We start from the raw sequence: 19,779 nt of genomic DNA, 5'->3' as shown, positions 1-19,779 counted from the left end.
TCAGCCGTCACCGAGCTTGCGGGCGTACGCGTCGCGCAGTCGGGCCCAGCCGTGGTCGAGGGCGTCGCGGCCCCGGATCGCAGGGACCGGGTCGCCGGCGAGCAGCCGGTCGGCGACGTCGACGCAGAGGTGCCAGCCGGCGGCCACCATCAGCAGCGTCCCCCGGTCGGCGACGGTGTGCCACAGGGTGAGGCGGGTGCCGTCGGCGGTGGGGGTCAGCTCCCAGCGGAGCAGGTCCTCGCCCCAGGTGTGTTCCAGCAGGCGCGGCGCGTCGGCCCGGCGTACGGTGGCCGGCTGCGCGTCGGCCGCGTCACCGTCGACCAGGGTGAGCACGACGTCGCCGGGGGTGCCGAGGTCGCGGTCGGCCAGGAACGGCGCCCAGCCGGCCAGCTGGGCCGGATCGGTCAGCGCCGCCCAGACCCGCTCCGGCGGGTGGCGCAGCTCGCGGACGAACCGGAGGGTCCACCGGCCGTCGGCGGGGGTGGCGGTGACCTCGGCCGGTGGGCCGGGGCGGAACGGGGCAGGGTCCATGGTCACTCCTTGTCGAGGTGACGCTCCAGGGCGTCGAGGTGGGTCTCCCACATCCGCCGGTACGGGGCCAGCCAGTCGTCCACCGCCCGCAGCCGACGCAGGTCGAGGCGGTAGATGCGGTGCTGGGCGACCGTCCGGCAGGAGACGAAGCCGGCCTCGCGGAGCACCCGCAGGTGCTTGGAGACGGCCGGCTGGCTCAGCTCCAGCGTGTCGACCAGCTCGCCGACGCTGCACTCGGCCCGGCGGAGCGTGTCGAGGATGCGGCGGCGGCTCGGCTCGGCCAGGACGGCGAAGGCGTCAACGGGCACGCAGGAAATATGCTTTGCCCGGCATATTGCTGTCAAGGCATATGCGTCGTCGGTGGGGCCCGAGCGGGGGCCCACCCGGCTCCCTATGCTCGGGGCATGGAACTGCGGATCTTCACCGAGCCCCAGCAGGGCGCCAGCTACGACCAACTGCTCACGGTGGCCCGCGCCGCCGAGGACGCCGGCTACGGCGCGTTCTTCCGCTCCGACCACTACCTGGCGATGGGGTCGTCCACCGGCGAACCCGGCCCCACCGACGCCTGGACCACCCTGGCCGGGCTGGCCCGGGACACCTCCCGGATCCGGCTCGGCACGCTGGTCACGGCGGCCACCTTCCGGCTGCCCGGCCCGCTGGCGATCACCGTCGCCCAGGTCGACCAGATGAGCGGCGGCCGGGTCGAGCTGGGCATCGGCGCCGGCTGGTTCGCCGACGAACACACCGCCTACGGCATCCCGTTCCCGGCGGTGGGGGAGCGTTTCGACCGGCTGGAGGAGCAGCTCGCCGTCATCACCGGGCTGTGGGAGACCCCGGCCGGCGAGCGGTTCGACTTCGCCGGGAAGTACTACCCGGTCGGCAACTCCCCGGCACTGCCCAAGCCGGTGCAGCAGCCCCGCCCGCCGATCCTGCTCGGCGGCAAGGGCCCGAAACGCACCCCGCGCCTGGCCGCCCGCTACGCCGACGAGTTCAACCTGCCCTTCGTCTCGGTCGACGAGACGGTCGCCCAGTTCGGCCGGGTCCGCGCGGCCTGCGCCGAGGTGGGCCGCGACCCGGGCACCCTGCGCTGGTCCAACGCACTGGTGCTCTGCTGCGGCCGGGACGACGCCGAGGTGGCCCGCCGGGCCGCCGCGATCGGTCGGGAACCGGCCGAGCTGCGGCAGAACGGCGTCGCCGGCACCCCCGCCGAGGTGGTCGACACGATCGGCCGGTACGCCGAGGCCGGCAGCGAGCGGATCTACCTCCAGGTGCTCGACCTGGCCGACCTGGACCACCTGGAACTGGTCGCCGCCGAGGTGATGCCCCAGCTGTGACCCCGGCGGCACCCACCGGTAGGGGCGGCCGGGACGGTCAGCGGTGGTGGGCGCCCGGCTCGCGCAGCACCGTGTCCAACCGGCCGTCCCGGTCGCTGTCCAGGTAGGTGATGTCCGGTACGCCGTCACCGTCCAGGTCGAACTGGACCACGTCGGCGATCCCGTCCCCGTCCAGGTCGGTCACCACCTGCGTCGAGCCGTCCAGGTGGTGGGTGACGATCGAGTGCGCCCCGCCCTGCGCCACGCGGGCCGCCGACGCCGTCGCTTGTTCCGTCAGGTCCGGGTACGCCGACGGCGGGGCGCTCGCCGGCTCCAGGCCGACCCCGGTCGGGTCGATCTCCTCCTCGGACGGGTAGACGTCGCCGTGCAGGATCGGGTCGCGGTAGGTGCTCATCACGCCATGGTTCCCCGTGGACGCCGCCGACAACCGTGCCCGATGACGCACCGGACCGCGCTCGGGGGAGGCGTCGCGCCGGGCTGGGTCCGTTCCGCCGCCGACGTCACCGTCGGACGGCGCGGGTACAGTTCCGACGTGGTCGACACACTGGTGGGACGCGCCCGCGCGGCACTGGACCCGGCCGACCCGGCGCAGCGCCGGGCGGCCCGCGGCGAACCGGCCGCCGGGGCCGACAGGTGAGCGGGGCGCCCCGGCACAACTGGGCCGGCAACGTCCACTACGCCGCCCGGGCCTTCCACCAGCCGACCACCCTCGACGAGCTGCGCCGGCTGGTCGCCGGCAGTGACCGGGTGCGGGCGGTCGGCAGCGGCCACTCGTTCAACCGGATCGGCGACACCACCGGTGACCTGGTCTCGCTGGCCGGATTGCCGCCCACCGTCGAGGTCGACCGGGAACGCGGCACCGTCACCGTCGCCGCCGGCCTGCGCTACGGGGACGTGGCGACCCGGCTGCACGAGCAGGGTCTGGCCCTGGCCAACCTCGCCTCGCTGCCGCACATCTCGGTGGCCGGCGCGGTCGCCACCGGCACCCACGGCTCCGGTGACGGCAACCGCAACCTGGCCGCCGCCGTGGCCGGCCTCGAACTGGTCACCGCCGACGGGGACGTGCTCACGGTGGACCGGTCCGCCGGTGACCGGTTCGCCGGCATGGTGGTGTCGCTCGGCGCGCTGGGTGTGGTCACCCGGGTCACCCTGGACGTGCTGCCCACCTTCACCGTCCGCCAGTACGTCCGCGAGGGCCTGCCCGTCGGCGCGCTGGACGCGGCGCTCGCCTCGGCGTACAGCGTCAGCGGGTTCACCACCTGGCGCTCGACGGACATCGACCAGGTCTGGCGCAAGCAGCTCGCGGACGCCCCACCGCCGGCGTCGGACTGGCTCGGCACCACCCCGGCCGACCGGCCGGCGCACCCGGTGCCCGGGATGGACCCGGTCAGCTGCACCCCGCAGTTCGGCGAGCCCGGCCCGTGGCACGAGCGGCTGCCGCACTTCCGGCTCGGCTTCCTGCCGAGCAGCGGCGACGAACTCCAGTCCGAGTACCATCTGCCCCGGTCGGCCGGGGCCGGGGCGCTCGCCGCGCTGGCCGGGATGCGGGAGCGGATCGCGCCCGTGTTGCAGATCTGCGAGCTGCGCACCGTCGCCGCCGACGAGCTGTGGCTCAGCCCCAACCAGGGCCGCGACACGCTGGCCGTGCACTTCACCTGGGTCGACGACGCGGCGGCGGTGCAGCCGGTGCTGGCCGAGGTCGAGACCCGGCTCGCCCCGTTCGCCCCCCGGCCGCACTGGGGCAAGGTCTTCACCCTCGACCCGGCCGTGGTCGCCGCCGCCTTCCCCCGGTACGCCGACTTCGCCGCCCTGCTCGCCGAGCTGGACCCGGCCGGGGTGTTCCGCACCGACCTGCTCGACCACTACTTCCCCCGCGCCTGACCACCCGACCGCAGCGGGCACCGGAAGTCGGGTCCGGCCGCTTCCGGCTGCCTAGCGTCGATCATGCAAGCGGAAGGAGATCAGGTGCTGGAGCGGCTCAACGAGGCCCTGACGCACGTGGAACGGCACCTCGACGGACCGATCGAGGTGGCCGACCTGGCGCGGATCACCCTCACCTCGGAGTACCACTTCCGGCGGATGTTCTCGGCGCTGGCCGGGATGCCCCTGTCGGAGTACGTCCGCCGGCGGCGGCTCACCGTCGCGGCGGCCGAGGTGCTGGCGGGTGAGCGGACGCTGCTCGACGTCGCGGTCCGCCACGGGTACGGCTCGACCGAGGCGTTCACCCGGGCGTTCCGGGCGATGCACGGCATCGGGCCGGGTGAGGCACGGCGCACGGGGGCCGTGCTGCACTCCCAGCAGCGGTTGTCCTTCCGGCTCGTCGTCGAGGGGAGTGGCAGCATGCGGTACCGGGTGGTGGAGAAGCCGGCGTTCCGGCTGGCGGGTCGGCGGGTTCGGGTGCCCCTGGTGCACGAGGGGATGAACCCGGCGATCGTGGCGTTCGTCAGGAACATCCCGGCGGAGACGACGGCCCGGATCGGGGCCCTGTCCGACCAGGAGCCGACGGGCGTCGTCAACGCCAGCGACCTGCTCGGCGAGGACCGGTCCGAGGGCGTCGAACTGGACTACTGGTACGGCGCGGTGACCGGCGCGGACGTGCCGGACGACCTGGAGGCGCTCGACGTGCCGGCGGGCATCTGGGCGGTCTTCGCGGCCTCCGGGGAGTTCCCGGCGGCCGTGCAGCACCTGTGGCGGGACGTGTTCACCCAGTGGTTCCCGTCGAACCCGTACCGGAGCCGGCCGGGTCCGGAGATCTCCCGTGTCCGCATCGCGGCCGGCGGCACCCACGCCGACGCCGAGCTGTGGATCCCGGTGGAGCGGGCCGGCACTGCCTGACCGGACCCCAGCGGGGCCGCTGGTGCGGGGTCCGCGTGCTGCGGATGCCGCGACACCGCCCCACCTGCGCGCACCCGCCGTCGGTCACCCGGCGGGGTGGGGCCGCAGGGCGCTGCGTTGGACGGCACGGCTGATGTCGCTGGGGGAGACGATGCCGACGAGCTGGTCGCCGGTCACCACCAGGGCGCGGCCGTCGGAACACTCGCTGAGCCGGGGAAGCAGGTCGTTGAGCTGTTCCTCCGGCCGGGCCAGCACCAGGTCGTCGGCCCGGCAGGCGACCTCGGCCAGCGTGGTGGCGGCCCGCCGGTCGGGCGGGACGCCGCGTACCCGGTCCAGGGTGACCAGGCCGACGGGCCGGCCGTCCTCGATCAACGGCAGCGCCGTGTGCCGGTAGGCGAACAGGTAGTGGTCGACGAAGTCGGCGACGGTCATCTCCGCCGAGGCGGTCTGCGGCTGCGGGGTCATCACCTCACCGACCCGGACGCCGGTCAGCGCGCTGCCCAGCCGGGCCTGGCGCTGCTCCATCCCGGCCGCGCCGATCAGGAACCAGCCGATCAGCGCCAGCCAGAGCCCGCCCACCCCGTACCCGGCCAGGAACTGCCAGATGCCCAGGCCGATCAGCAGCACGCCGAGCACCCAACCGGCGCGGGCGGCCACCACCGACGCCCTGGCCCGGTCGCCGGTGGCCTTCCACACGGCGGCGCGCAGCAGCCGGCCCCCGTCGAGCGGGGCGGCCGGCAGGACGTTGAACACCGCCAGCAGCACGTTGATCCCGGCCAGCCAGGACACCGAGCCGAGCAGGAGCCCCTCCTGCCCGGCCAGCGCCAGCAGCACCGCGATCGCCCCGAAGAACACCCCGAGGATCAGGCTGACCAGCGGGCCGATCCCGGAGATGCGCAGTTCCGCGCCCGGGTCGGAGGGCTCGCCGCGCAGTTCGGCGACGCCGCCGAACAGCCACAGCGTGATCCCCTCCACCTGGAGGCCGTTGCGTTTCGCCACCACCGCGTGCGACACCTCGTGGGCCAGCAGGCCGACGAAGAAGACCACCGCCGCCGCCAGCCCGGCCAGCAGGTACGCCCAGCCGGGCCGGTCGGGGTACGAGCGGGGGAACTGGTTGGCCGACAGCACCCACGCGATCAGCACGAAGATGACCAGGACGCTCCAGTTGACCCCGACGGGTACCCCCGCGATCCGGCCAAGCCGGAAGCTCGCCCTCATGCCCCGCTCATACCCGGCGCTGCCGCGCCCATGCCAGGCCGCCGCGACGGGTCCCGGCGTCCGGGCCCGGTCAGGGGCCAGGGGCGGGGGCTGGTTGACCGGTCGGGAATAGTGGAAGGGGTGACGTTGATCGATGAGGGTGACGACCCGTACCGCTGGTTGGAGGAGCTGGACGCGGAGCCGGCCGCCGCCTGGGTCCGCGAGCGCAACGCGGCGACCGTCGCGGCGCTGACCGGCGACGACGCGTTCGCCGCGATGCAGGCCGAGATCCGGCAGGTGCTCGACGCCGACGACCGCATCCCGTACCCGGGCTGGCGCGGCGACGGGCACTACTACGACTACTGGCGGGACGCGGCGCACCCCCGGGGGCTGTGGCGGCGCACCACGCTGGCGGAGTACCGGCGGTCCGAACCGGCCTGGGACGTGCTGCTCGACCTGGACGCGCTGGCCGCCGCCGAGGACGAGAACTGGGTCTGGGGCGGCGTGACGGTGCTGCGGCCCGGTCACCGCCGCTGCCTGGTCAGCCTGTCGCGGGGCGGCAAGGACGCGGTGGTGGTCCGCGAGTACGACCTCGACACGCGCGCCTTCGTGCCCGACGGGTTCACCCTCGCCGAGGCCAAGAGTGACGTCACCTGGATCGACGCCGACCGGATCTACGTCGGCACCGACCTCGGCCCCGGCTCGCTGACCGTCTCCGGCTACCCGAGGGTGATCCGCCGGTGGCGGCGGGGCACCCCGTTGGGCGAGGCCGAGATCGTCTACGAGGGGCAGGCCGACGACGTCTCCGCGTACGCCTCGCACGATCCGACACCCGGGTACGAACGGGACTTCGTCGGCCGCAGCCTGGACTTCTACCGGACCCGCAGTTTCCTGCTGACCCCCGAGGGCGCAACGGTCCCGGTCCCGGTGCCCGAGGACGCCCAGTGGGACGTGCACCGGCAGTGGCTGCTGGTCCGGTTGCGTACGCCGTGGGAGGTCGCCGGGGTCACCCACCCGGCCGGGGTGCTGCTGGCGACCCGGTTCGACGACTTCCTCGCCGGGGGCCGGGACCTCACCGTGCTGTTCGAGCCCGACGAACGGACCGCGCTGAGCTACCACGTCTGGACCCGGCACCACCTGATCCTGGCCACCCTGGTCGACGTACGGCGGCGGTTGGCGGTGTTGACCCCCGACGGCGGGTCGGGCTGGCGGCGGACGCCGCTGGCCGGGGTGCCGGAGGGCGACGACACCTGGATCGTGGACACCGATCCGGACCTCGGCGACGACTACCTGATCGCCTCCACCGGCTATCTGCGGCCGGCGACGCTGCGGCTGGGCCGCGTCGGCGGACCGGTCGAGACCCTCAAGCGGGAACCGGCGTTCTTCGACGCCACCGGGCTGACCGTGCGCCAGTTCTTCGCCACCTCGGCCGACGGGACCCGGGTACCCTACTCGGTGGTCGGCGACCCGACGGCGTCCGCCGGGCCCACCCTGCTCACCGGGTACGGCGGCTACGAGATCTCGCTGACGCCGCACTACGACGGGGTGCTCGGCCGGAGCTGGCTGGCCCGGGGCGGCACCTACGTGGTGGCGAACATCCGGGGCGGCGGGGAGTACGGCCCGCGCTGGCACCGGGCGGCGCTGCGCGAGAACCGCCCCCGGGCGTACGAGGACTTCGCCGCCGTCGCCACCGACCTGGTGGCCCGGGGGATCACCACCGGGCGGCAGCTCGGCATCGAGGGCGGCAGCAACGGCGGGCTGCTGATGGGGGCGATGCTGACCCGCTACCCGACGCTGGTCGGCGCGGTGGTGGCGCACGTGCCACTGCTGGACATGCGGCGCTACCACCTGCTGCTCGCCGGGGCCTCCTGGATGGCCGAGTACGGCGACCCGGACGACCCGGACGACTGGGCGTTCCTGCGGGGGTACTCGCCGTACCACAACGTGCGGCCCGGGGTGACGTACCCGCCGGTCCTGTTCGTCACCTCGACCCGCGACGACCGGGTGCACCCGGGGCACGCCCGGAAGATGGCCGCCCTGCTGAGCGCGCACGGCCAGGACGTGTCGTACTACGAGAACGTCGAGGGCGGGCACGGTGCGGCGAGCAACAACGAGCAGCGGGCGTTCCTGTCGGCGTTGACGGTGCGCTTCCTGTGGCAGCGGTTGGGGAATCAGTGACCGCATGTCGGCCCGAGGCACCTTCCGGTTTCTCCCGGGAATGGTGGTCCCTGACATCGGCGGGAACGGGAATTCCGCAGTGGACGTGAGTATGTCATCGGAGACACTCGCTTTTTGTCGGTGAGGTGACTCAGCGCTGAATGTCCTTGAAGTCGCCGTACGCGAATGACTACTATCTGTAGTTATCGACTTCGGGGAGGGACCATGAAACTGCGCTTTCTCACCACATCCAGCAACTCCGGCTCGTGCCCGAGCCTGTACGAGACCGACAATGGTGACATCGTGGTGCAGGGCTACCGGTTGACCGACCCGGAGGCGCTCGCCCAACTGCGGGACGTGCTGCCCGAGGAGACGTTCGTCGTGGTGCCCCGCCGACTGATGTCCTGGTTCGAGCAGAAGGACTGACATGGGGGCGCTCGTCACCGACCCCGCCGCTTTCCAGCGCCTCTTCTCCGACTTCCACCACGCCGCCTTCAAATTGGAGGTCCGCCGGTCGTACGGCGTGCCCGCCGAGGACGAGCCGTTCCAGGTCTTTCTCGCCGGGAAAGACCCGGGCGTCGACTGGCTGCGGCCGTGGCTCGACCTGATGCGGGCCGAGACGGCGAAGGGCAAGCGGGTGGAGCGGGTCCGGGTCGTCGACGAGCCACCGAGCGACTACCTGCGGTTCGAGATGTCGGTGACGCCACACAACCTCGCGGCGGGCGAGGACATCCGCTACCTCGACCGCCGCCGGGCGACCGAGCTGACCCTGCCGCGGTACGACTTCTGGTTGTTCGACTCGCAGCTCGTCGCGTTCCTGCACTTCACCGACGACGACCGGTTCGTGGGTTTCAGCACCACCGACGACCCGGCGGAGGTGTTGGAGCACTGCCAGTGCCGGGACCGGGCCTGGACGAGGGCCACCCCCTTCTCGACGCCGCCCGGCACCGCCGCGGCAGCGGCCTGATCGGCACCACGATGTCGCCGGGTCGGCATGGACTGTCGGATGTCGATGCGTCAGGCGTCCTTCCGGCCCGCCGACAGGTGAACTGGCGGTGTCATGAGTGACGACCGGGGCCGGGTGGACAACGATTTCTCCGGCCGCAGCGCGGCGGTGGTCCAGGCCGGGCTCATTCAGGGCGACGTGAACCTGCGTACGATCACGGAAACGCCACTGCCGTCACCACGGCAGTTGCCTCCCGCGACCAAGGGGTTCATCGACCGCGAGGTGCACATCCAGCAACTCGACTCGCTGCTCGACGAGGTCGAACTGCTCACCGACAAGGCGCAACTGCCCGTCGTCACCATCTCCACGATCTCGGGCAGCGCCGGAGTGGGAAAGACGGCACTGGCCGTGCACTGGGCGCACCGGGTACGGCAACGCTTCCCCGACGGGGACCTCTACATCAACCTGCGCGGATACGACGCCGTCCCGCCACTGACCCCCCACGAGGCCCTCGACGGATTCCTCCGGGCGATGGACGTGCCCGCCGACAAGGTGCCCCGGGACCTGCACGACCGCACCGCGCTCTACCGGTCGCTGACCACCGGTAGGCGGATGCTGATCCTGCTCGACAACGCCGCCACCGCCGAGCAGGTGCGGCCCCTGCTCCCCGCCGCGCCGAGTTGCATGGTGATCATCACAAGCCGCAGCCGGCTCTCCGGGCTGACCGTCCGCGACGGTGCCATCAGGGCGGTGTTGGACGTGTTGTCGCGCCACGATGCGACCCGGCTGCTGAGGGTCACCATCGGTGCCGAGCGGGTGGACGGGCAACCCGAGTCGGTTGCCCGGCTGATCGCGCTCTGCTCGCACCTGCCACTCGCCCTGCGGATCGTCGCCGACCGGGCCCGGCTCGACGAGGAACGGCCGCTCGCGGAACTGGTGGAGGAGTTGGCCGCCGAGGAGAGCCGCCTCGACGCCCTGGCCGTCGAGGACGACGACCTGTCCGCCGTACGGACGGTCTTCTCCTGGTCGTACCAGGCGTTGGGGGCCGAGACGGCGCGGGTGTTCCGGCTGGTCGGCCTGCACCCCGGAGCCGACATCGCGGTCGACGCGGCGGCCCGGCTCACCGGGCTCGTCCCCTCGGTCGCGCGCCGCCACCTCGATTCGCTTGTCGGACTGCACCTGCTCACCCGCAGCGGACCGCACCGGTTCCGCCTGCACGATCTGCTGAGGCTGTACGCGATGGAACGAGCGACCCTCGACGAGAGCCCGGAGGCCGTCCACGCCGCCCGGGAGCGACTGCTGCGGTGGTACCTGCACCACACCTACGCGGCCTACCGGGCGATCCTCCCGCAGGGCCGGCCCCTGCCCGACGCCGACGTCCCACCCGACACGACGCTCGACGACGCCCTGCGGTGGTGCGAGCACGAACGGCTCAACCTGCTCGACGTGGTCCGCGCCGCACCCGGGTGGGGCCACCACCGGCTCGGCTGGCAGATCGCGCTCGCCAGCATGGCCTTCTTCGAGCGCAGGTCCTACTGGCAGGCGTGGATCGACAGCCACCTGGCGGGCCTGGACTGCGCCCGTCACCTGGGTGACCGCCGTGCCGAAGGGTGGCTGCTGCTCAGCCTCGGTGACGCCTGGTGGGACCGGGGAGACCTCGACGAGGCCCGACGCTGCTACGCCGGCTCCCTGCGCGCGGCGCGGGACGTCGGAGACTCCTGGACCACCGGCTACGCCCTGCGCGGATGCGGCCTGGTCGACGAGGACCGGGGGGACTTCGCCGAGGCGACCCGGTACGCCCGGGAGGCGCTGCGGACCTTCCGGGAGATGGGCGAGGAACGCGGGACCGGCCTGGCCCTGATGAGCCTCGGCAACGCGCAGCGCGGCGCCGGCCGTTACGCTGCGGCGCTCGTCGCGTACGACGACGCGACGCGGGTGTTCGAGCGGTTGCGGAACCGGTGGAGTCAGGGGCTGGTGGCACTCCACCGGGGTCAGACGCTGCTGCACGCCGGTGAGCCCGCCCCGGCGTTGGCGGCGGTGACCTCGGCCGCCACGCTGTTCCGCGAACTCGGTGACCGCCGGCACGCGGCCCTGGCCCGCTCGTACGAGGGTGACGCCCACCTCCGGCTCGACCAGCCGCACGCCGCCCGCGAAGCCCTGGCCGACGCGCTGCTGACGCTGCTGGAACTCGACGACCCTCTCGCGGCGGACGTGCGACGACGCCTGGCCGCCCTCGACCACGACGACGCCGCGCCGGAGCAGCAGGGGGACCAGGATGGATGACCCGATTCTCACGGCGGTCGCAGTGGCACTGTCGACCCGTGCCGTCGAGGGCCTGACCGACGCGGCGCGGGAAGCCCTCGCGTCGGTGATGCGCCTCGTCCGCCGGAAGGCGGCAGAGCACCGCGCGCTGCGGGCCGCGCTCGCCGCCGAGCCCGCGTCCGGCGGGGGCGACGACCGGGCCGTCGCGGTGCGCCGGGCACTGGCCGACGCCGCCGACCATGATCCGGACTTCGACCAGGAGCTACGCCGCCGCTGGGCGACCTTCCACCAGACGACTGTACGGGCCGACGCGGTGACCAACACGGTGACGGGTCAGGTCACCGGCCCGGTGGTGCAGGCGCGCGACATCTCCGGCGGGGTACACGTGGGCCTGCCCGCACAGCAACACCGCCGGTGACGGCGCGTCATGACGTGGTGGGCCTACCCGGCGGGTAGGCCGGCACGGTCGAAACGCTCAGGCTTGGCCTGTGCTTGTGCCGCAGTTCAGGCACGGGATGTACTCCTCTGCGATCTGCTGGATCAGTGGAGTGGAATTCGTTAAGCGCTCGGTCTGCCATATCGGCCCCTATGTTGTTGTGACCGTCTCCGCCGAGGACGACCAGAACGTCCGCCAGCTGGTGTTCTGCGACCGGTCGTTGTCCGGCGGCCGGCGCTGCCTGCTCCGCCCCGACCACGACGGCGAGTGCTCCCGGCGGCGGGCGTGGCGGTGAGGGCACGTCGTCCGGCGTAGCGGTCCCGGCTCAGCGGCGGGACGGGCCGCCCGCCGTCGCCGGCTCCTGCGCCATGCGTACCGCCCAGTCCAGGGCGTAGTCGGCGACCGCCTCCCAGCCCGGCTCACCCACCGTGAAGTGGGAGCGGCCGGGGAACTCGTGGTACGCGGTGACCGCCCGCGACTTCTGGTAGAGCCCGGCGTTCGCCTTGACCAGCGACGGCGGGGCCACGTGGTCCTCGCCGCCGGCGATCAGCAGCAGCGGCGGGCGGTCGTCGCGGCCGGTGTCGACGGTCGCGGCGGAGTGCGGGTCGAGGTTGGCAAACGCGCCCTCGAACAGTACGTGCCCGGCGGCCGGGACGGCGTAGCGCCGCCAGGCCCGGTCGGAGTCGTCCGGCTGGAGGGTGTTGCCGAAGGCGTAGCGGAACTCGTCCGGGCTGATCTGCACCCCCCGGTGCCGGTTGACCGGGCTGCGGAGCACCGGGTACGACGCCCGCAGCGTGCTGATCGGCAGCCGGAGCACTCCCTTGACCGGGGCGGACGCGACCGCCACGGTGGCCGCGCCGAGCCCCCGGTCGGCAAGCACCTGGGCGACCAGTCCGCCGAACGAGTGGCCGATCACGATCGGTGCGCCGGGCAGCTCGCGGATCACCGCCGCGTAGTGGTCGATGATCTGGCGCAGGGTGGTGCCGGCGACCGTGCCGGGGTCGGCGCGCAGCGCGGTCACCTCCCGGTCGAAGCCCGGCCAGGCGGGGGCGAGCACCCGGAATCCGCGTGCCTCGTACCGCTCCGCCCACCCCTCCCAACTGCGTGGTGTCATCCACAGCCCGTGCACGAGCACCACCGTGTCGACCCGCCGCTCGGCCCTGTCCGCCATGCCGTCCTCCCCACCTCACCCACCCCGATTCCGCCGCATACCCACCCCGCACGCCCCGATGCCCGCCCATGTGACCTGGGATGACGGGCCGCCGAGGGGCGTTATGGGCATTTGAAGGTCTTTGTCCACCACGATTCATGATCAAGTCGGCCGATAGTCGGATTTCCGCAGGTGAAGGGGGTTGTTATCGTCGCCGGACGCCGGAGATCCGCGGTGAGGGGGAGGACGAAGATGGGGTTGATGGACAAGCTCCGGGGCGAGCTGGTCGATATCGTCGAGTGGCTGGACGACAGCCGGGACACGATCGTCTGGCGCTTCCCCCGGTATCAGAACGAGATCAAGATGGGTGCCCGACTGATCGTCCGGGAATCCCAGACGGCGGTGTTCGTCAACGAGGGGAAGGTCGCCGACGTCTTCCCGCCCGGGACGTACACCCTGGAAACCCGGAACCTGCCGATCCTGGCCACCCTCAAGGGCTGGAAGTACGGCTTCAACTCGCCGTTCAAGGCCGAGGTGTACTTCGTCAACACCCGCCAGTTCACCGACCTGAAGTGGGGCACCCAGAACCCGGTGATCCTGCGGGACGCCGAGTTCGGTGTGGTCCGGGTACGGGCGTTCGGCGCGTACGCGGCACGGGTGGTGGACGCGTCGCGGCTCCTGCGGGAACTGGTCGGCACCGATCCGCAGTTCCGCACCGGGGAGGTGCAGGAGTACCTACGTCAGTTGATCGTCGGCCGGCTCGGCGGCGCGCTGGCCACGGCGGGCGTGCCGCTGCTGGACCTGGCGGCGCACCAGGACACGATCGGCAGACGGTTGGCGGCCGTGCTGACCGGCGAACTGGCCGAGGTCGGCATCGCGGTTCCCACGTTCATCATCGAGAACGTCTCCGTACCGCCGGAGGTGGAACAGGCGCTGGACAAGCGGACCGGCATGGGCGCGGTCGGGGATCTCGACCGGTTCACCCGCTACCAGGCCGCCAACGCGCTGGAGGCGGCGGCCAGGAACCCGGGGGGCGAGGCGGGCGCCGGCCTCGGGTTGGGCATGGGCATGGCGTTGGGCCAGCAGATGTCCCGGTCCATGGCGGGCGGCGCGGGGACGCAGCCGACGCCGTCCCCCGCGCCGCCGTCCGCCGCCGAGCCACCGCCGCTGCCCCACCAGGCGCAGTGGTACGTCGGCGTCGCCGGGCAGCGGCAGGGCCCGTACGACCTCGAAGGGCTGGCCGGGCAGGTGGGTGCGGGCACCCTGGGCCCGGACACCCTCGTCTGGCGGACCGGCATGGCGCAGTGGCAGCCCGCCGGGCAACTGTCCGAGCTGGCCCCGGTGCTGGCCAGCGTCCCGCCACCGCTGCCGCCGCAATGAGCCGGCCGCAGCGGGCCAGCCGTCGCGGCGGCACCCCGGCCCGGCGTGCCGGCACACCGGGAGAGGGAGTCCCGACATGAGCGACACGGCCGTCTCCCCGCCCTCGTACCGGTGCGGGGGCTGCGGGGCCCGGGTCGAGTACACGCCGGGCACGACTGTGCTGAGCTGCCCGTACTGCGGGCACCGGCAGGAGGTCGCGGGTGCCGGCCGGGAGGTGCGCGAGCACGCGTACGCGGAGCTGGTGGCGCTGCCCCGCAAACCGGCGGCCAGCGTCGGCGCGCACACGTTCGTCTGCCCGGGTTGCGGTGCCCGGACCGAGAGCGACGCGCTGGCCCAGCGCTGCCAGTTCTGCACCGCCCCGCTGGTGGCGGACGCCGAGGCGGGTGACCTGATCGCGCCGGAGGCGGTGCTGCCCTTCGCGGTGGACCGGGCCGGCGTGCGCACCGCACTGGGCCGGTGGTGCAGCAGCCGGTGGTTCGCCCCCAACACCCTGAAGCGGGTCAGCGAGGCGGAGACGCTGAAAGGCACCTACCTGCCGCACTGGACGTTCGACGCGCGGACCGTGTCGGCATACCGGGGCCAGCGCGGCGAGTACTACTGGGACACCGAGACGTACATGGTGACGGTCGAGGACCGGCAGGAGATGCGCACCCGGCAGGTACGACGGACCCGGTGGTACCCGGCGAGCGGCACGGTCCGCCGGGACTTCGACGACGTGCTGGTGCCCGCCACGACCCACCTGCCCCGCGGGCAGCTCGACCAACTGGACCCGTGGCCGCTGGCCGAGGCGGTCGCCTACCACGGGGACTACCTGGCCGGCTATCACGCGCTGCGGTACGACATCGAGCCCGAGCCGGGGCTGGTCGAGGCGAAGGCGCGGATGGCGCCGGTCATCGAGCGGGACTGCCGGTCGGACATCGGCGGCGACGAGCAACGGGTCGCCGCGGTGGACACCCGGTACTCGGAGGTGACGTACAAACTGGTCCTGCTGCCGGTGTGGATCGCCGCGTACCTGCACGCCGGCCGGTCGTACCAGGTGGTGGTCAACGGGCGGACCGCCGAGGTCGTCGGTGAACGTCCGTACAGCGCCGCGAAGATCACGGCGGCGGTGCTGGCCGCGGTGGCGCTGGTGGCGGCGCTCGTGGTGGCGTACCTGATGAGCCGCTAGCGCGCCGCCCACCCGGCGGGACGGGACCGCCGTCCGGCTCGCCGGACGGAACGGCCGGCTGCTCGGCGACTGAGCCCGCCGGGGCCGGGGGTGCGGTGGCGGCCGGCTCAGGAGGTGGTCAGGGCGTCGACGACGACCAGTTCGGTGCCGGGGCGTACCTCGTCGAGGAGGGTCTGCTGGGCGGTGCGGGTCAGCCGGATGCAGCCGTTGGTGACGTCCTCGCCGAGGGTGTCGTCGTCCTGCCAGGTGTGCAGGCCGATGTGCGCGCCCCGCAGCCCGGTGGGCACCGCCTCCGGGTCGTCGGGGACCGCGCCGAGGGCGAAGACGTCCACCCCGCCGTAGACCGGTTCGGGGGGTGGCGTGGTGCCGAGGATGAAGGTGCGGCCGAGGGGGGTCTCCTGGCCGGCCTGGCCGAGGCTGACCGGCCAGGTGTGCACCGGTTGGCCGTGCCGGTACCAGGTGAGCTGGTGGGTGCGCCGCTGCACCACGATCTGGTCGCGCAGGACGACCGGACTCCAGCCTCCCACGGGCAGCCAGGCCAGTCGACGGCTCGCGGAGGGCAGCAGGACCGCCGTCCAGCCGGTGCGCCGCTGCACCACCGGCATGGTCAGCTCCACCCCGCTGATGGTGGGGGCGAGCAGGGCGCGGGGACGCCCGCCCGGTGCGTCGTACGCGGCGATGTTCCGGGTCGGGGTGACGCCCTCGGTCAACGGGGTGACGTCGAGCGGGTGCGGGTCGGCCGGGAAACCGGCGGGGGCCGGGTCGTAGTCGATCACGGGCAGCCCGGGCGGGGCCGGCGCGGCGGGCGGCACGGTCTCGTCCTCGTGCGGGACGGCCACTGTCGGTGGCGGGGTCGCCGCCCGACGGGTCGGGGTGGGCGCGTCGTAGCGCAGCGCCGCTCCGACGAGCAGGGCCAGCACCAGCAGCGCCGACACGCCGACGAGGGCGACGAGCGGCCCCCGGCCCCATCGTTCGATCATCCGGTCAAAAGCCACGAAACTACTCTAAGGGGCAGGTAGCTCCACCCGGCGCGAATCGTCCCGACGGGCTCCCGACCCCGGCCGTCCACCCGCCGGACGCCGAGCCTTACACGCGTCCCGGACCGGGGTGGTTCGACGAACCGCCGAGAATTTTCGGCGGCGGCACTGATCCGTACGCGCCGGAGGTCCGTACTGGAGGTGGGAGCAGGGTCGGCCGGTGGTGGCGCCGCCGTTAGACGATCGAGGAGCAGATGGCCCGGGCACAGCAGAACGAGAAGGCGGCGACCGTCCGGACCTCCACCAGCAGCCGTGGTGTCCGGACAACGTCGAAGGGCACGATGGCGCTGATGGTGGCGTCCGCGCTGGGGCTGCTCTGGGCCGGGGTCGAGATGACCGGCAACGGCACGGCGATGTACGCGTACGGCTTCTTCTTCACCGAGTTCTTCGCCGGGGTGGTCGCCCTGGTGTCGCTCAGCCTCACCGTGATGATGGGCCTGCTCGCCACCGACCGGCTGGTCCTCATGATCCGGCACCGGGTGCTCCTGCAGTCCGCGCACCGCGCCACCGGCATCCTCGGCGTCGTCGGCCTGGTCTTCCACGTCATCACCAAGATCGCCATCGGGCGGGCCGGGCCCACCGACGCCGTGGTGCCGTTCGTCGGCGGCAGGGGGCTCTACGTCGGGCTCGGCACGGTGGCCGCCTTCCTCATGGTGAGCGTGCTGTGGACCGGCATCATCCGGGTCCGCTTCGCCGGGGTCGGACCCAAGTGGTTCTGGCGCAGCCTGCACTCCCTGGCGTACGTCTCCTGGCCGTTCGCCCTGTTCCACGGCCTCAACGCCGGCCGGGCCGCCAAGTCCTGGGTGGTGCTCAGCTACCTGGCCTGCGTCCTGCTGGTGGTGCTGGCGCTGCTGGTGCGGCTGTCGGTCTACCTCGGCAAGCGCAGCCGCGAGCAGCAGCAGGCCGCCGCGCTGAACAAGGCCATGACGGGCAAGGGCGTCGACGAGGGCAAGAGCCGGACGCTGCTCACCGGGCTCGGCCGCAAGAAGGAGGAGGAGAAGGAGAGCCGGAGCAGTTGGGCCGAGACCGCCCTCGCCCCGTCCTGGAACGCGCCGACCGGCAGCGCCCGGCGTCGGGACCCCGAACGGTTCACCGTCCCGGTCGTCCCCGAACCGGGCACCCTGCGCGAACCCGTCCGGGGTGGCCGGGGTCGTACCATCCAGGAGACCGCGCCGGCCTCCAGCCGCGAGCGCGACCTGGAACCGGCCGCCCGTCGCCGGACCGCCGAGCGGGACGACCGCGACGAGCGGCCGCGCCGCCGCGACGAGGACGTCGCCCCGGTCTCCGGTGCCCGGCGTTCCCGGTACGAGGAGGACGTGGCCCCCGTCTCGGGCGGTCGACGCGCCCGCTACGGGGAGGACGTCGCGCCGGTGTCCGGCAGCCGCCGCCGCGACCGTGACGAGGACGTGGCCCCCGTCTCCGGTGGCCGGCGTTCCCGGTACGAGGAGGACATCGCCCCCGTCTCCACAGGTCGCCGGGCCCGGCGGGACGACGACGACCTGGCCGCCCGCTACTCGGCCCCGCCCCGGCGGCGCAGCGAGGAGCCGGAGGAGCCGTGGGACAGCCCGCGCCGCTGGGAGGGGTCCGACCGGCCCGTCTCGGCCGAGCCGATCTCCGCCGCCCCGCGCAGCGGTTCCGGCCGGCACAGCGTCGAGGCGGACGTGCCGGAGGAGCCGGACTACTGGCGTCCGCCGGCCCGCTACGTCGCCGACGACATCCCCGTCGACGACACCCCGACCCTGGTCGACCTGGCCTCCCGGCGGGCCCGCAAGGCCACCGGCGACAGCCGTAGCCGGCGCAAGGGCAAGGCCAACGCGGACGCCGTCGACGGGGCGTACTGGGCCGGGCTGCGCGGTGAGGCCAAGTGATGCGCACGAAGGTCCCGCCGGTCGCCTGCATCGGCGAGCCCCGGCTGACCGCCGGCTTCGCCGAGTTCGGCCGGCTGGACCTGATGGCCCACGAGATGGAGCACGGGCCGATCGGCCCGATGGAACCGGCCAACCTGCTCCGGCTGGCCGAGGCCATCCAGCTCAAGGGCAAGGGCGGGGCGGGTTTCCCGTTCTACCGCAAGTTCAAGGCGGTGCTGGAGTCCTGCGAACGGCAGGACCTGCCCGCCGTGGTGGTGGTCAACGCCACCGAGGGGGAACCGGCGAGCTGGAAGGACAAGGTGCTGCTCACCCGGGCCCCGCACCTCATCCTCGACGGTGCCGCCCTGGCCGCGTACGCGTTGGACGCCGAGGAGATCGTGCTCTGCGTCGCCGACGACCTGATCGGCCGGGAGTCGCTCACCGACGCCCTCGCCGAACGCCGGATGCCGGTGCCCACCACCATCGTCACCGTGCCGCACCGGTTCATCTCCGGTGAGGGCGGCGCGCTGGTCAACGGCATCAACGGACTGCCGCACATCCCGCCCGGCACCAAGAAACGGTCCAGCGACTCGGGCGTACGCAACCTGCCCACCCTGCTGTCCAACGCCGAGACGTACGCCCAGGTGGCGATCGCCGCCCGGCTCGGCCCGTACGAGTACGCCGCGCTCGGCACCGACGACGAGCCCGGCACCGTGCTGCTCACCGTGACCGGCCAGGCCAAGCGTGCGGCCGTGGTGGAGTGCGCGGCCGGCACCCCGCTGCGGGACATCCTCGAACTGTGCGAGGTGCCGGAGGGGCCGGGCATCCTCATGGGCGGCTACCACGGCCGCTGGATCACCTGGGAGGCGGCGCAGCGGGCCGAGATCACCCGCAAGAGCCTCACCAGCGTCGGCGGCACCCTCGGCGCCGGCATCATCATCCCGCTGGGCCGGGACACCTGCCCGCTCGGCGAGGCCGCCCAGGTGGTCCGCTACCTGGCCGGGGAGTCCGCCGGCCAGTGCGGGCCGTGCAAGCGCGGCCTGCCCGACCTGGCCCGCGCCGTCGACCTGGCGGTCTCCGGCAGCGCCCCGGTGGAGGTGGTCCGGGCCGCCGCCGGTGACGTGAAGGGCCGGGGCGCGTGCAGCCACCCCGACGGCACGTCCCGCTTCGCCCTCTCCGCGATGGAGGTGTTCGCCGACGACCTGCGGCAACACACCACCGGAGAGGGGTGCGGCAAGCGGGTCAAGGGCGTGATGGGGCTCCCCGGCGCGCCCGACGCCAACCCCCGCAAGCTCACCCTGGACTGGTCCCGCTGTGACGGGCACGGGCTGTGCGCCCACGTCGTACCGGACTTCATCCGGCTCGACGGCAACGGTTACCCCGCCTTCCCGTCCACCCCTGTGCCGACCTGGCTGAAGGAAGGTGCGATGAAGGCGGTCAAGGTCTGCCCCGAACTCGCGCTGCGGCTGGTCGAGGCCGAGTAGCACCACCGAGAGGAG

General features: G+C 73.2%; 20 protein-coding genes. 14 read left to right on the top strand and 6 right to left on the bottom strand.

Annotated features, from left to right (window positions below; translation table 11 throughout):
- Positions 1-531, bottom strand: a complete 531-nt coding sequence (locus Q2K16_RS12575) for an SRPBCC family protein (protein WP_302745564.1) — start codon at positions 529-531, stop codon at positions 1-3.
- A gap of 2 nt (positions 532-533) precedes the next feature.
- On the bottom strand, positions 534-839 hold the full coding sequence (locus Q2K16_RS12570) for an ArsR/SmtB family transcription factor (protein ID WP_302745562.1): 306 nt from the start codon (positions 837-839) through the stop codon (positions 534-536).
- A gap of 96 nt (positions 840-935) precedes the next feature.
- Here Q2K16_RS12570 and Q2K16_RS12565 point away from each other — a divergent pair, with 96 nt between their 5' ends.
- The gene (locus Q2K16_RS12565; RefSeq protein ID WP_302745560.1) at positions 936-1,865 is read left to right on the top strand and encodes an LLM class F420-dependent oxidoreductase; all 930 of its coding nucleotides are present in this window, start codon (positions 936-938) and stop codon (positions 1,863-1,865) included.
- Between the two features lie 37 nt (positions 1,866-1,902).
- Here Q2K16_RS12565 and Q2K16_RS12560 read toward each other — a convergent pair whose 3' ends face one another.
- A complete protein-coding gene (locus Q2K16_RS12560; RefSeq protein ID WP_302745559.1) occupies positions 1,903-2,259 on the bottom strand; it encodes a thrombospondin type 3 repeat-containing protein in 357 nt (118 codons plus the stop codon).
- 42 nt (positions 2,260-2,301) lie between these two features.
- Between Q2K16_RS12560 and Q2K16_RS12555 the strand changes: the two genes are divergently transcribed.
- The 3 genes from Q2K16_RS12555 (at position 2,302) to Q2K16_RS12545 (ending at position 4,700) form a co-directional block, all read left to right on the top strand.
- Positions 2,302-2,502: a hypothetical protein gene (locus Q2K16_RS12555; protein WP_302745558.1), complete on the top strand. Its 201-nt coding sequence runs from the start codon at positions 2,302-2,304 to the stop codon at positions 2,500-2,502.
- Complete coding sequence (locus Q2K16_RS12550) at positions 2,499-3,746, top strand: FAD-binding protein (protein ID WP_302745557.1); 1,248 nt, start codon at positions 2,499-2,501, stop codon at positions 3,744-3,746. Before Q2K16_RS12555 ends, Q2K16_RS12550 begins: the two co-directional genes overlap by 4 nt.
- Positions 3,747-3,830: 84 nt before the next feature.
- On the top strand, positions 3,831-4,700 hold the full coding sequence (locus Q2K16_RS12545) for an AraC family transcriptional regulator (RefSeq protein WP_302745556.1): 870 nt from the start codon (positions 3,831-3,833) through the stop codon (positions 4,698-4,700).
- Between the two features lie 84 nt (positions 4,701-4,784).
- On the opposite strand, the gene Q2K16_RS12540 is transcribed toward Q2K16_RS12545, so the two are convergent.
- Positions 4,785-5,918 (bottom strand): site-2 protease family protein, encoded by a 1,134-nt coding sequence (locus tag Q2K16_RS12540; RefSeq protein ID WP_302745555.1) that lies wholly within the window; start codon positions 5,916-5,918, stop codon positions 4,785-4,787.
- A gap of 120 nt (positions 5,919-6,038) precedes the next feature.
- Between Q2K16_RS12540 and Q2K16_RS12535 the strand changes: the two genes are divergently transcribed.
- The 6 genes from Q2K16_RS12535 to Q2K16_RS12510 all read left to right on the top strand — a co-directional run bounded on the left by Q2K16_RS12535 (position 6,039) and on the right by Q2K16_RS12510 (position 11,993).
- Positions 6,039-8,075: a prolyl oligopeptidase family serine peptidase gene (locus Q2K16_RS12535; protein WP_302745554.1), complete on the top strand. Its 2,037-nt coding sequence runs from the start codon at positions 6,039-6,041 to the stop codon at positions 8,073-8,075.
- 204 nt (positions 8,076-8,279) lie between these two features.
- Positions 8,280-8,480, top strand: a complete 201-nt coding sequence (locus Q2K16_RS12530; protein WP_302745552.1) for a hypothetical protein — start codon at positions 8,280-8,282, stop codon at positions 8,478-8,480.
- A 1-nt stretch (position 8,481) separates the two neighbouring features.
- Entirely contained in the window at positions 8,482-9,021 is a 540-nt protein-coding gene (locus Q2K16_RS12525; RefSeq protein ID WP_302745551.1) for a DUF6879 family protein, read from the top strand.
- Between the two features lie 93 nt (positions 9,022-9,114).
- Entirely contained in the window at positions 9,115-11,283 is a 2,169-nt protein-coding gene (locus Q2K16_RS12520; RefSeq protein ID WP_302745550.1) for an ATP-binding protein, read from the top strand.
- Entirely contained in the window at positions 11,276-11,680 is a 405-nt protein-coding gene (locus Q2K16_RS12515) for a hypothetical protein (protein WP_302745549.1), read from the top strand. Before Q2K16_RS12520 ends, Q2K16_RS12515 begins: the two co-directional genes overlap by 8 nt.
- A gap of 178 nt (positions 11,681-11,858) precedes the next feature.
- Positions 11,859-11,993, top strand: a complete 135-nt coding sequence (locus tag Q2K16_RS12510) for a hypothetical protein (protein WP_302746713.1) — start codon at positions 11,859-11,861, stop codon at positions 11,991-11,993.
- Positions 11,994-12,023: 30 nt separating this feature from the next.
- On the opposite strand, the gene Q2K16_RS12505 is transcribed toward Q2K16_RS12510, so the two are convergent.
- Positions 12,024-12,869 carry an alpha/beta hydrolase gene (locus tag Q2K16_RS12505; RefSeq protein WP_302745548.1) on the bottom strand — a complete coding sequence of 282 codons (846 nt, stop codon included), beginning with the start codon at positions 12,867-12,869 and terminating at the stop codon, positions 12,024-12,026.
- 240 nt (positions 12,870-13,109) lie between these two features.
- Between Q2K16_RS12505 and Q2K16_RS12500 the strand changes: the two genes are divergently transcribed.
- Positions 13,110-14,228 (top strand): SPFH domain-containing protein, encoded by a 1,119-nt coding sequence (locus Q2K16_RS12500; protein ID WP_302745547.1) that lies wholly within the window; start codon positions 13,110-13,112, stop codon positions 14,226-14,228.
- Between the two features lie 76 nt (positions 14,229-14,304).
- Complete coding sequence (locus tag Q2K16_RS12495; RefSeq protein WP_302745546.1) at positions 14,305-15,396, top strand: TFIIB-type zinc ribbon-containing protein; 1,092 nt, start codon at positions 14,305-14,307, stop codon at positions 15,394-15,396.
- A gap of 107 nt (positions 15,397-15,503) precedes the next feature.
- Here Q2K16_RS12495 and Q2K16_RS12490 read toward each other — a convergent pair whose 3' ends face one another.
- Positions 15,504-16,391, bottom strand: a complete 888-nt coding sequence (locus Q2K16_RS12490) for a L,D-transpeptidase (protein ID WP_302745544.1) — start codon at positions 16,389-16,391, stop codon at positions 15,504-15,506.
- Between the two features lie 236 nt (positions 16,392-16,627).
- On the opposite strand from Q2K16_RS12490, the gene Q2K16_RS12485 reads away from it, so the two are divergent.
- Both Q2K16_RS12485 and Q2K16_RS12480 read left to right on the top strand, forming a co-directional pair.
- A complete protein-coding gene (locus tag Q2K16_RS12485; RefSeq protein ID WP_302745542.1) occupies positions 16,628-18,301 on the top strand; it encodes a ferric reductase-like transmembrane domain-containing protein in 1,674 nt (557 codons plus the stop codon).
- Positions 18,298-19,764 (top strand): NADH-quinone oxidoreductase subunit NuoF family protein, encoded by a 1,467-nt coding sequence (locus Q2K16_RS12480; protein WP_302745541.1) that lies wholly within the window; start codon positions 18,298-18,300, stop codon positions 19,762-19,764. The genes Q2K16_RS12485 and Q2K16_RS12480 overlap by 4 nt, the downstream gene beginning before the upstream one ends.
- The last annotated feature ends 15 nt before the right edge of the window (positions 19,765-19,779 follow it).

Source organism: Micromonospora cynarisoli (genome assembly GCF_030518815.1).
Classification (GTDB): domain Bacteria; phylum Actinomycetota; class Actinomycetes; order Mycobacteriales; family Micromonosporaceae; genus Micromonospora; species Micromonospora wenchangensis.
Note: the sequence above shows the minus strand (reverse complement) of the source record. Positions and strands in the feature narration are given on the sequence as shown.

Excerpts from the sequence above, each read along its gene's own strand:
- Q2K16_RS12575 (WP_302745564.1), bottom strand. The coding sequence starts at position 531 with ATGGACCCTGCCCCGTTCCGCCCCGGCCCACCGGCCGAGGTCACCGCC.
- Q2K16_RS12565 (WP_302745560.1), top strand. The coding sequence starts at position 936 with ATGGAACTGCGGATCTTCACCGAGCCCCAGCAGGGCGCCAGCTACGAC.
- Q2K16_RS12560 (WP_302745559.1), bottom strand. The coding sequence starts at position 2,259 with ATGAGCACCTACCGCGACCCGATCCTGCACGGCGACGTCTACCCGTCC.
- Q2K16_RS12555 (WP_302745558.1), top strand. The coding sequence starts at position 2,302 with ATGACGCACCGGACCGCGCTCGGGGGAGGCGTCGCGCCGGGCTGGGTC.
- Q2K16_RS12540 (WP_302745555.1), bottom strand. The coding sequence starts at position 5,918 with ATGAGGGCGAGCTTCCGGCTTGGCCGGATCGCGGGGGTACCCGTCGGG.
- Q2K16_RS12530 (WP_302745552.1), top strand. The coding sequence starts at position 8,280 with ATGAAACTGCGCTTTCTCACCACATCCAGCAACTCCGGCTCGTGCCCG.
- Q2K16_RS12525 (WP_302745551.1), top strand. The coding sequence starts at position 8,482 with ATGGGGGCGCTCGTCACCGACCCCGCCGCTTTCCAGCGCCTCTTCTCC.
- Q2K16_RS12520 (WP_302745550.1), top strand. The coding sequence starts at position 9,115 with ATGAGTGACGACCGGGGCCGGGTGGACAACGATTTCTCCGGCCGCAGC.
- Q2K16_RS12515 (WP_302745549.1), top strand. The coding sequence starts at position 11,276 with ATGGATGACCCGATTCTCACGGCGGTCGCAGTGGCACTGTCGACCCGT.
- Q2K16_RS12505 (WP_302745548.1), bottom strand. The coding sequence starts at position 12,869 with ATGGCGGACAGGGCCGAGCGGCGGGTCGACACGGTGGTGCTCGTGCAC.
- Q2K16_RS12500 (WP_302745547.1), top strand. The coding sequence starts at position 13,110 with ATGGACAAGCTCCGGGGCGAGCTGGTCGATATCGTCGAGTGGCTGGAC.
- Q2K16_RS12495 (WP_302745546.1), top strand. The coding sequence starts at position 14,305 with ATGAGCGACACGGCCGTCTCCCCGCCCTCGTACCGGTGCGGGGGCTGC.
- Q2K16_RS12485 (WP_302745542.1), top strand. The coding sequence starts at position 16,628 with ATGGCCCGGGCACAGCAGAACGAGAAGGCGGCGACCGTCCGGACCTCC.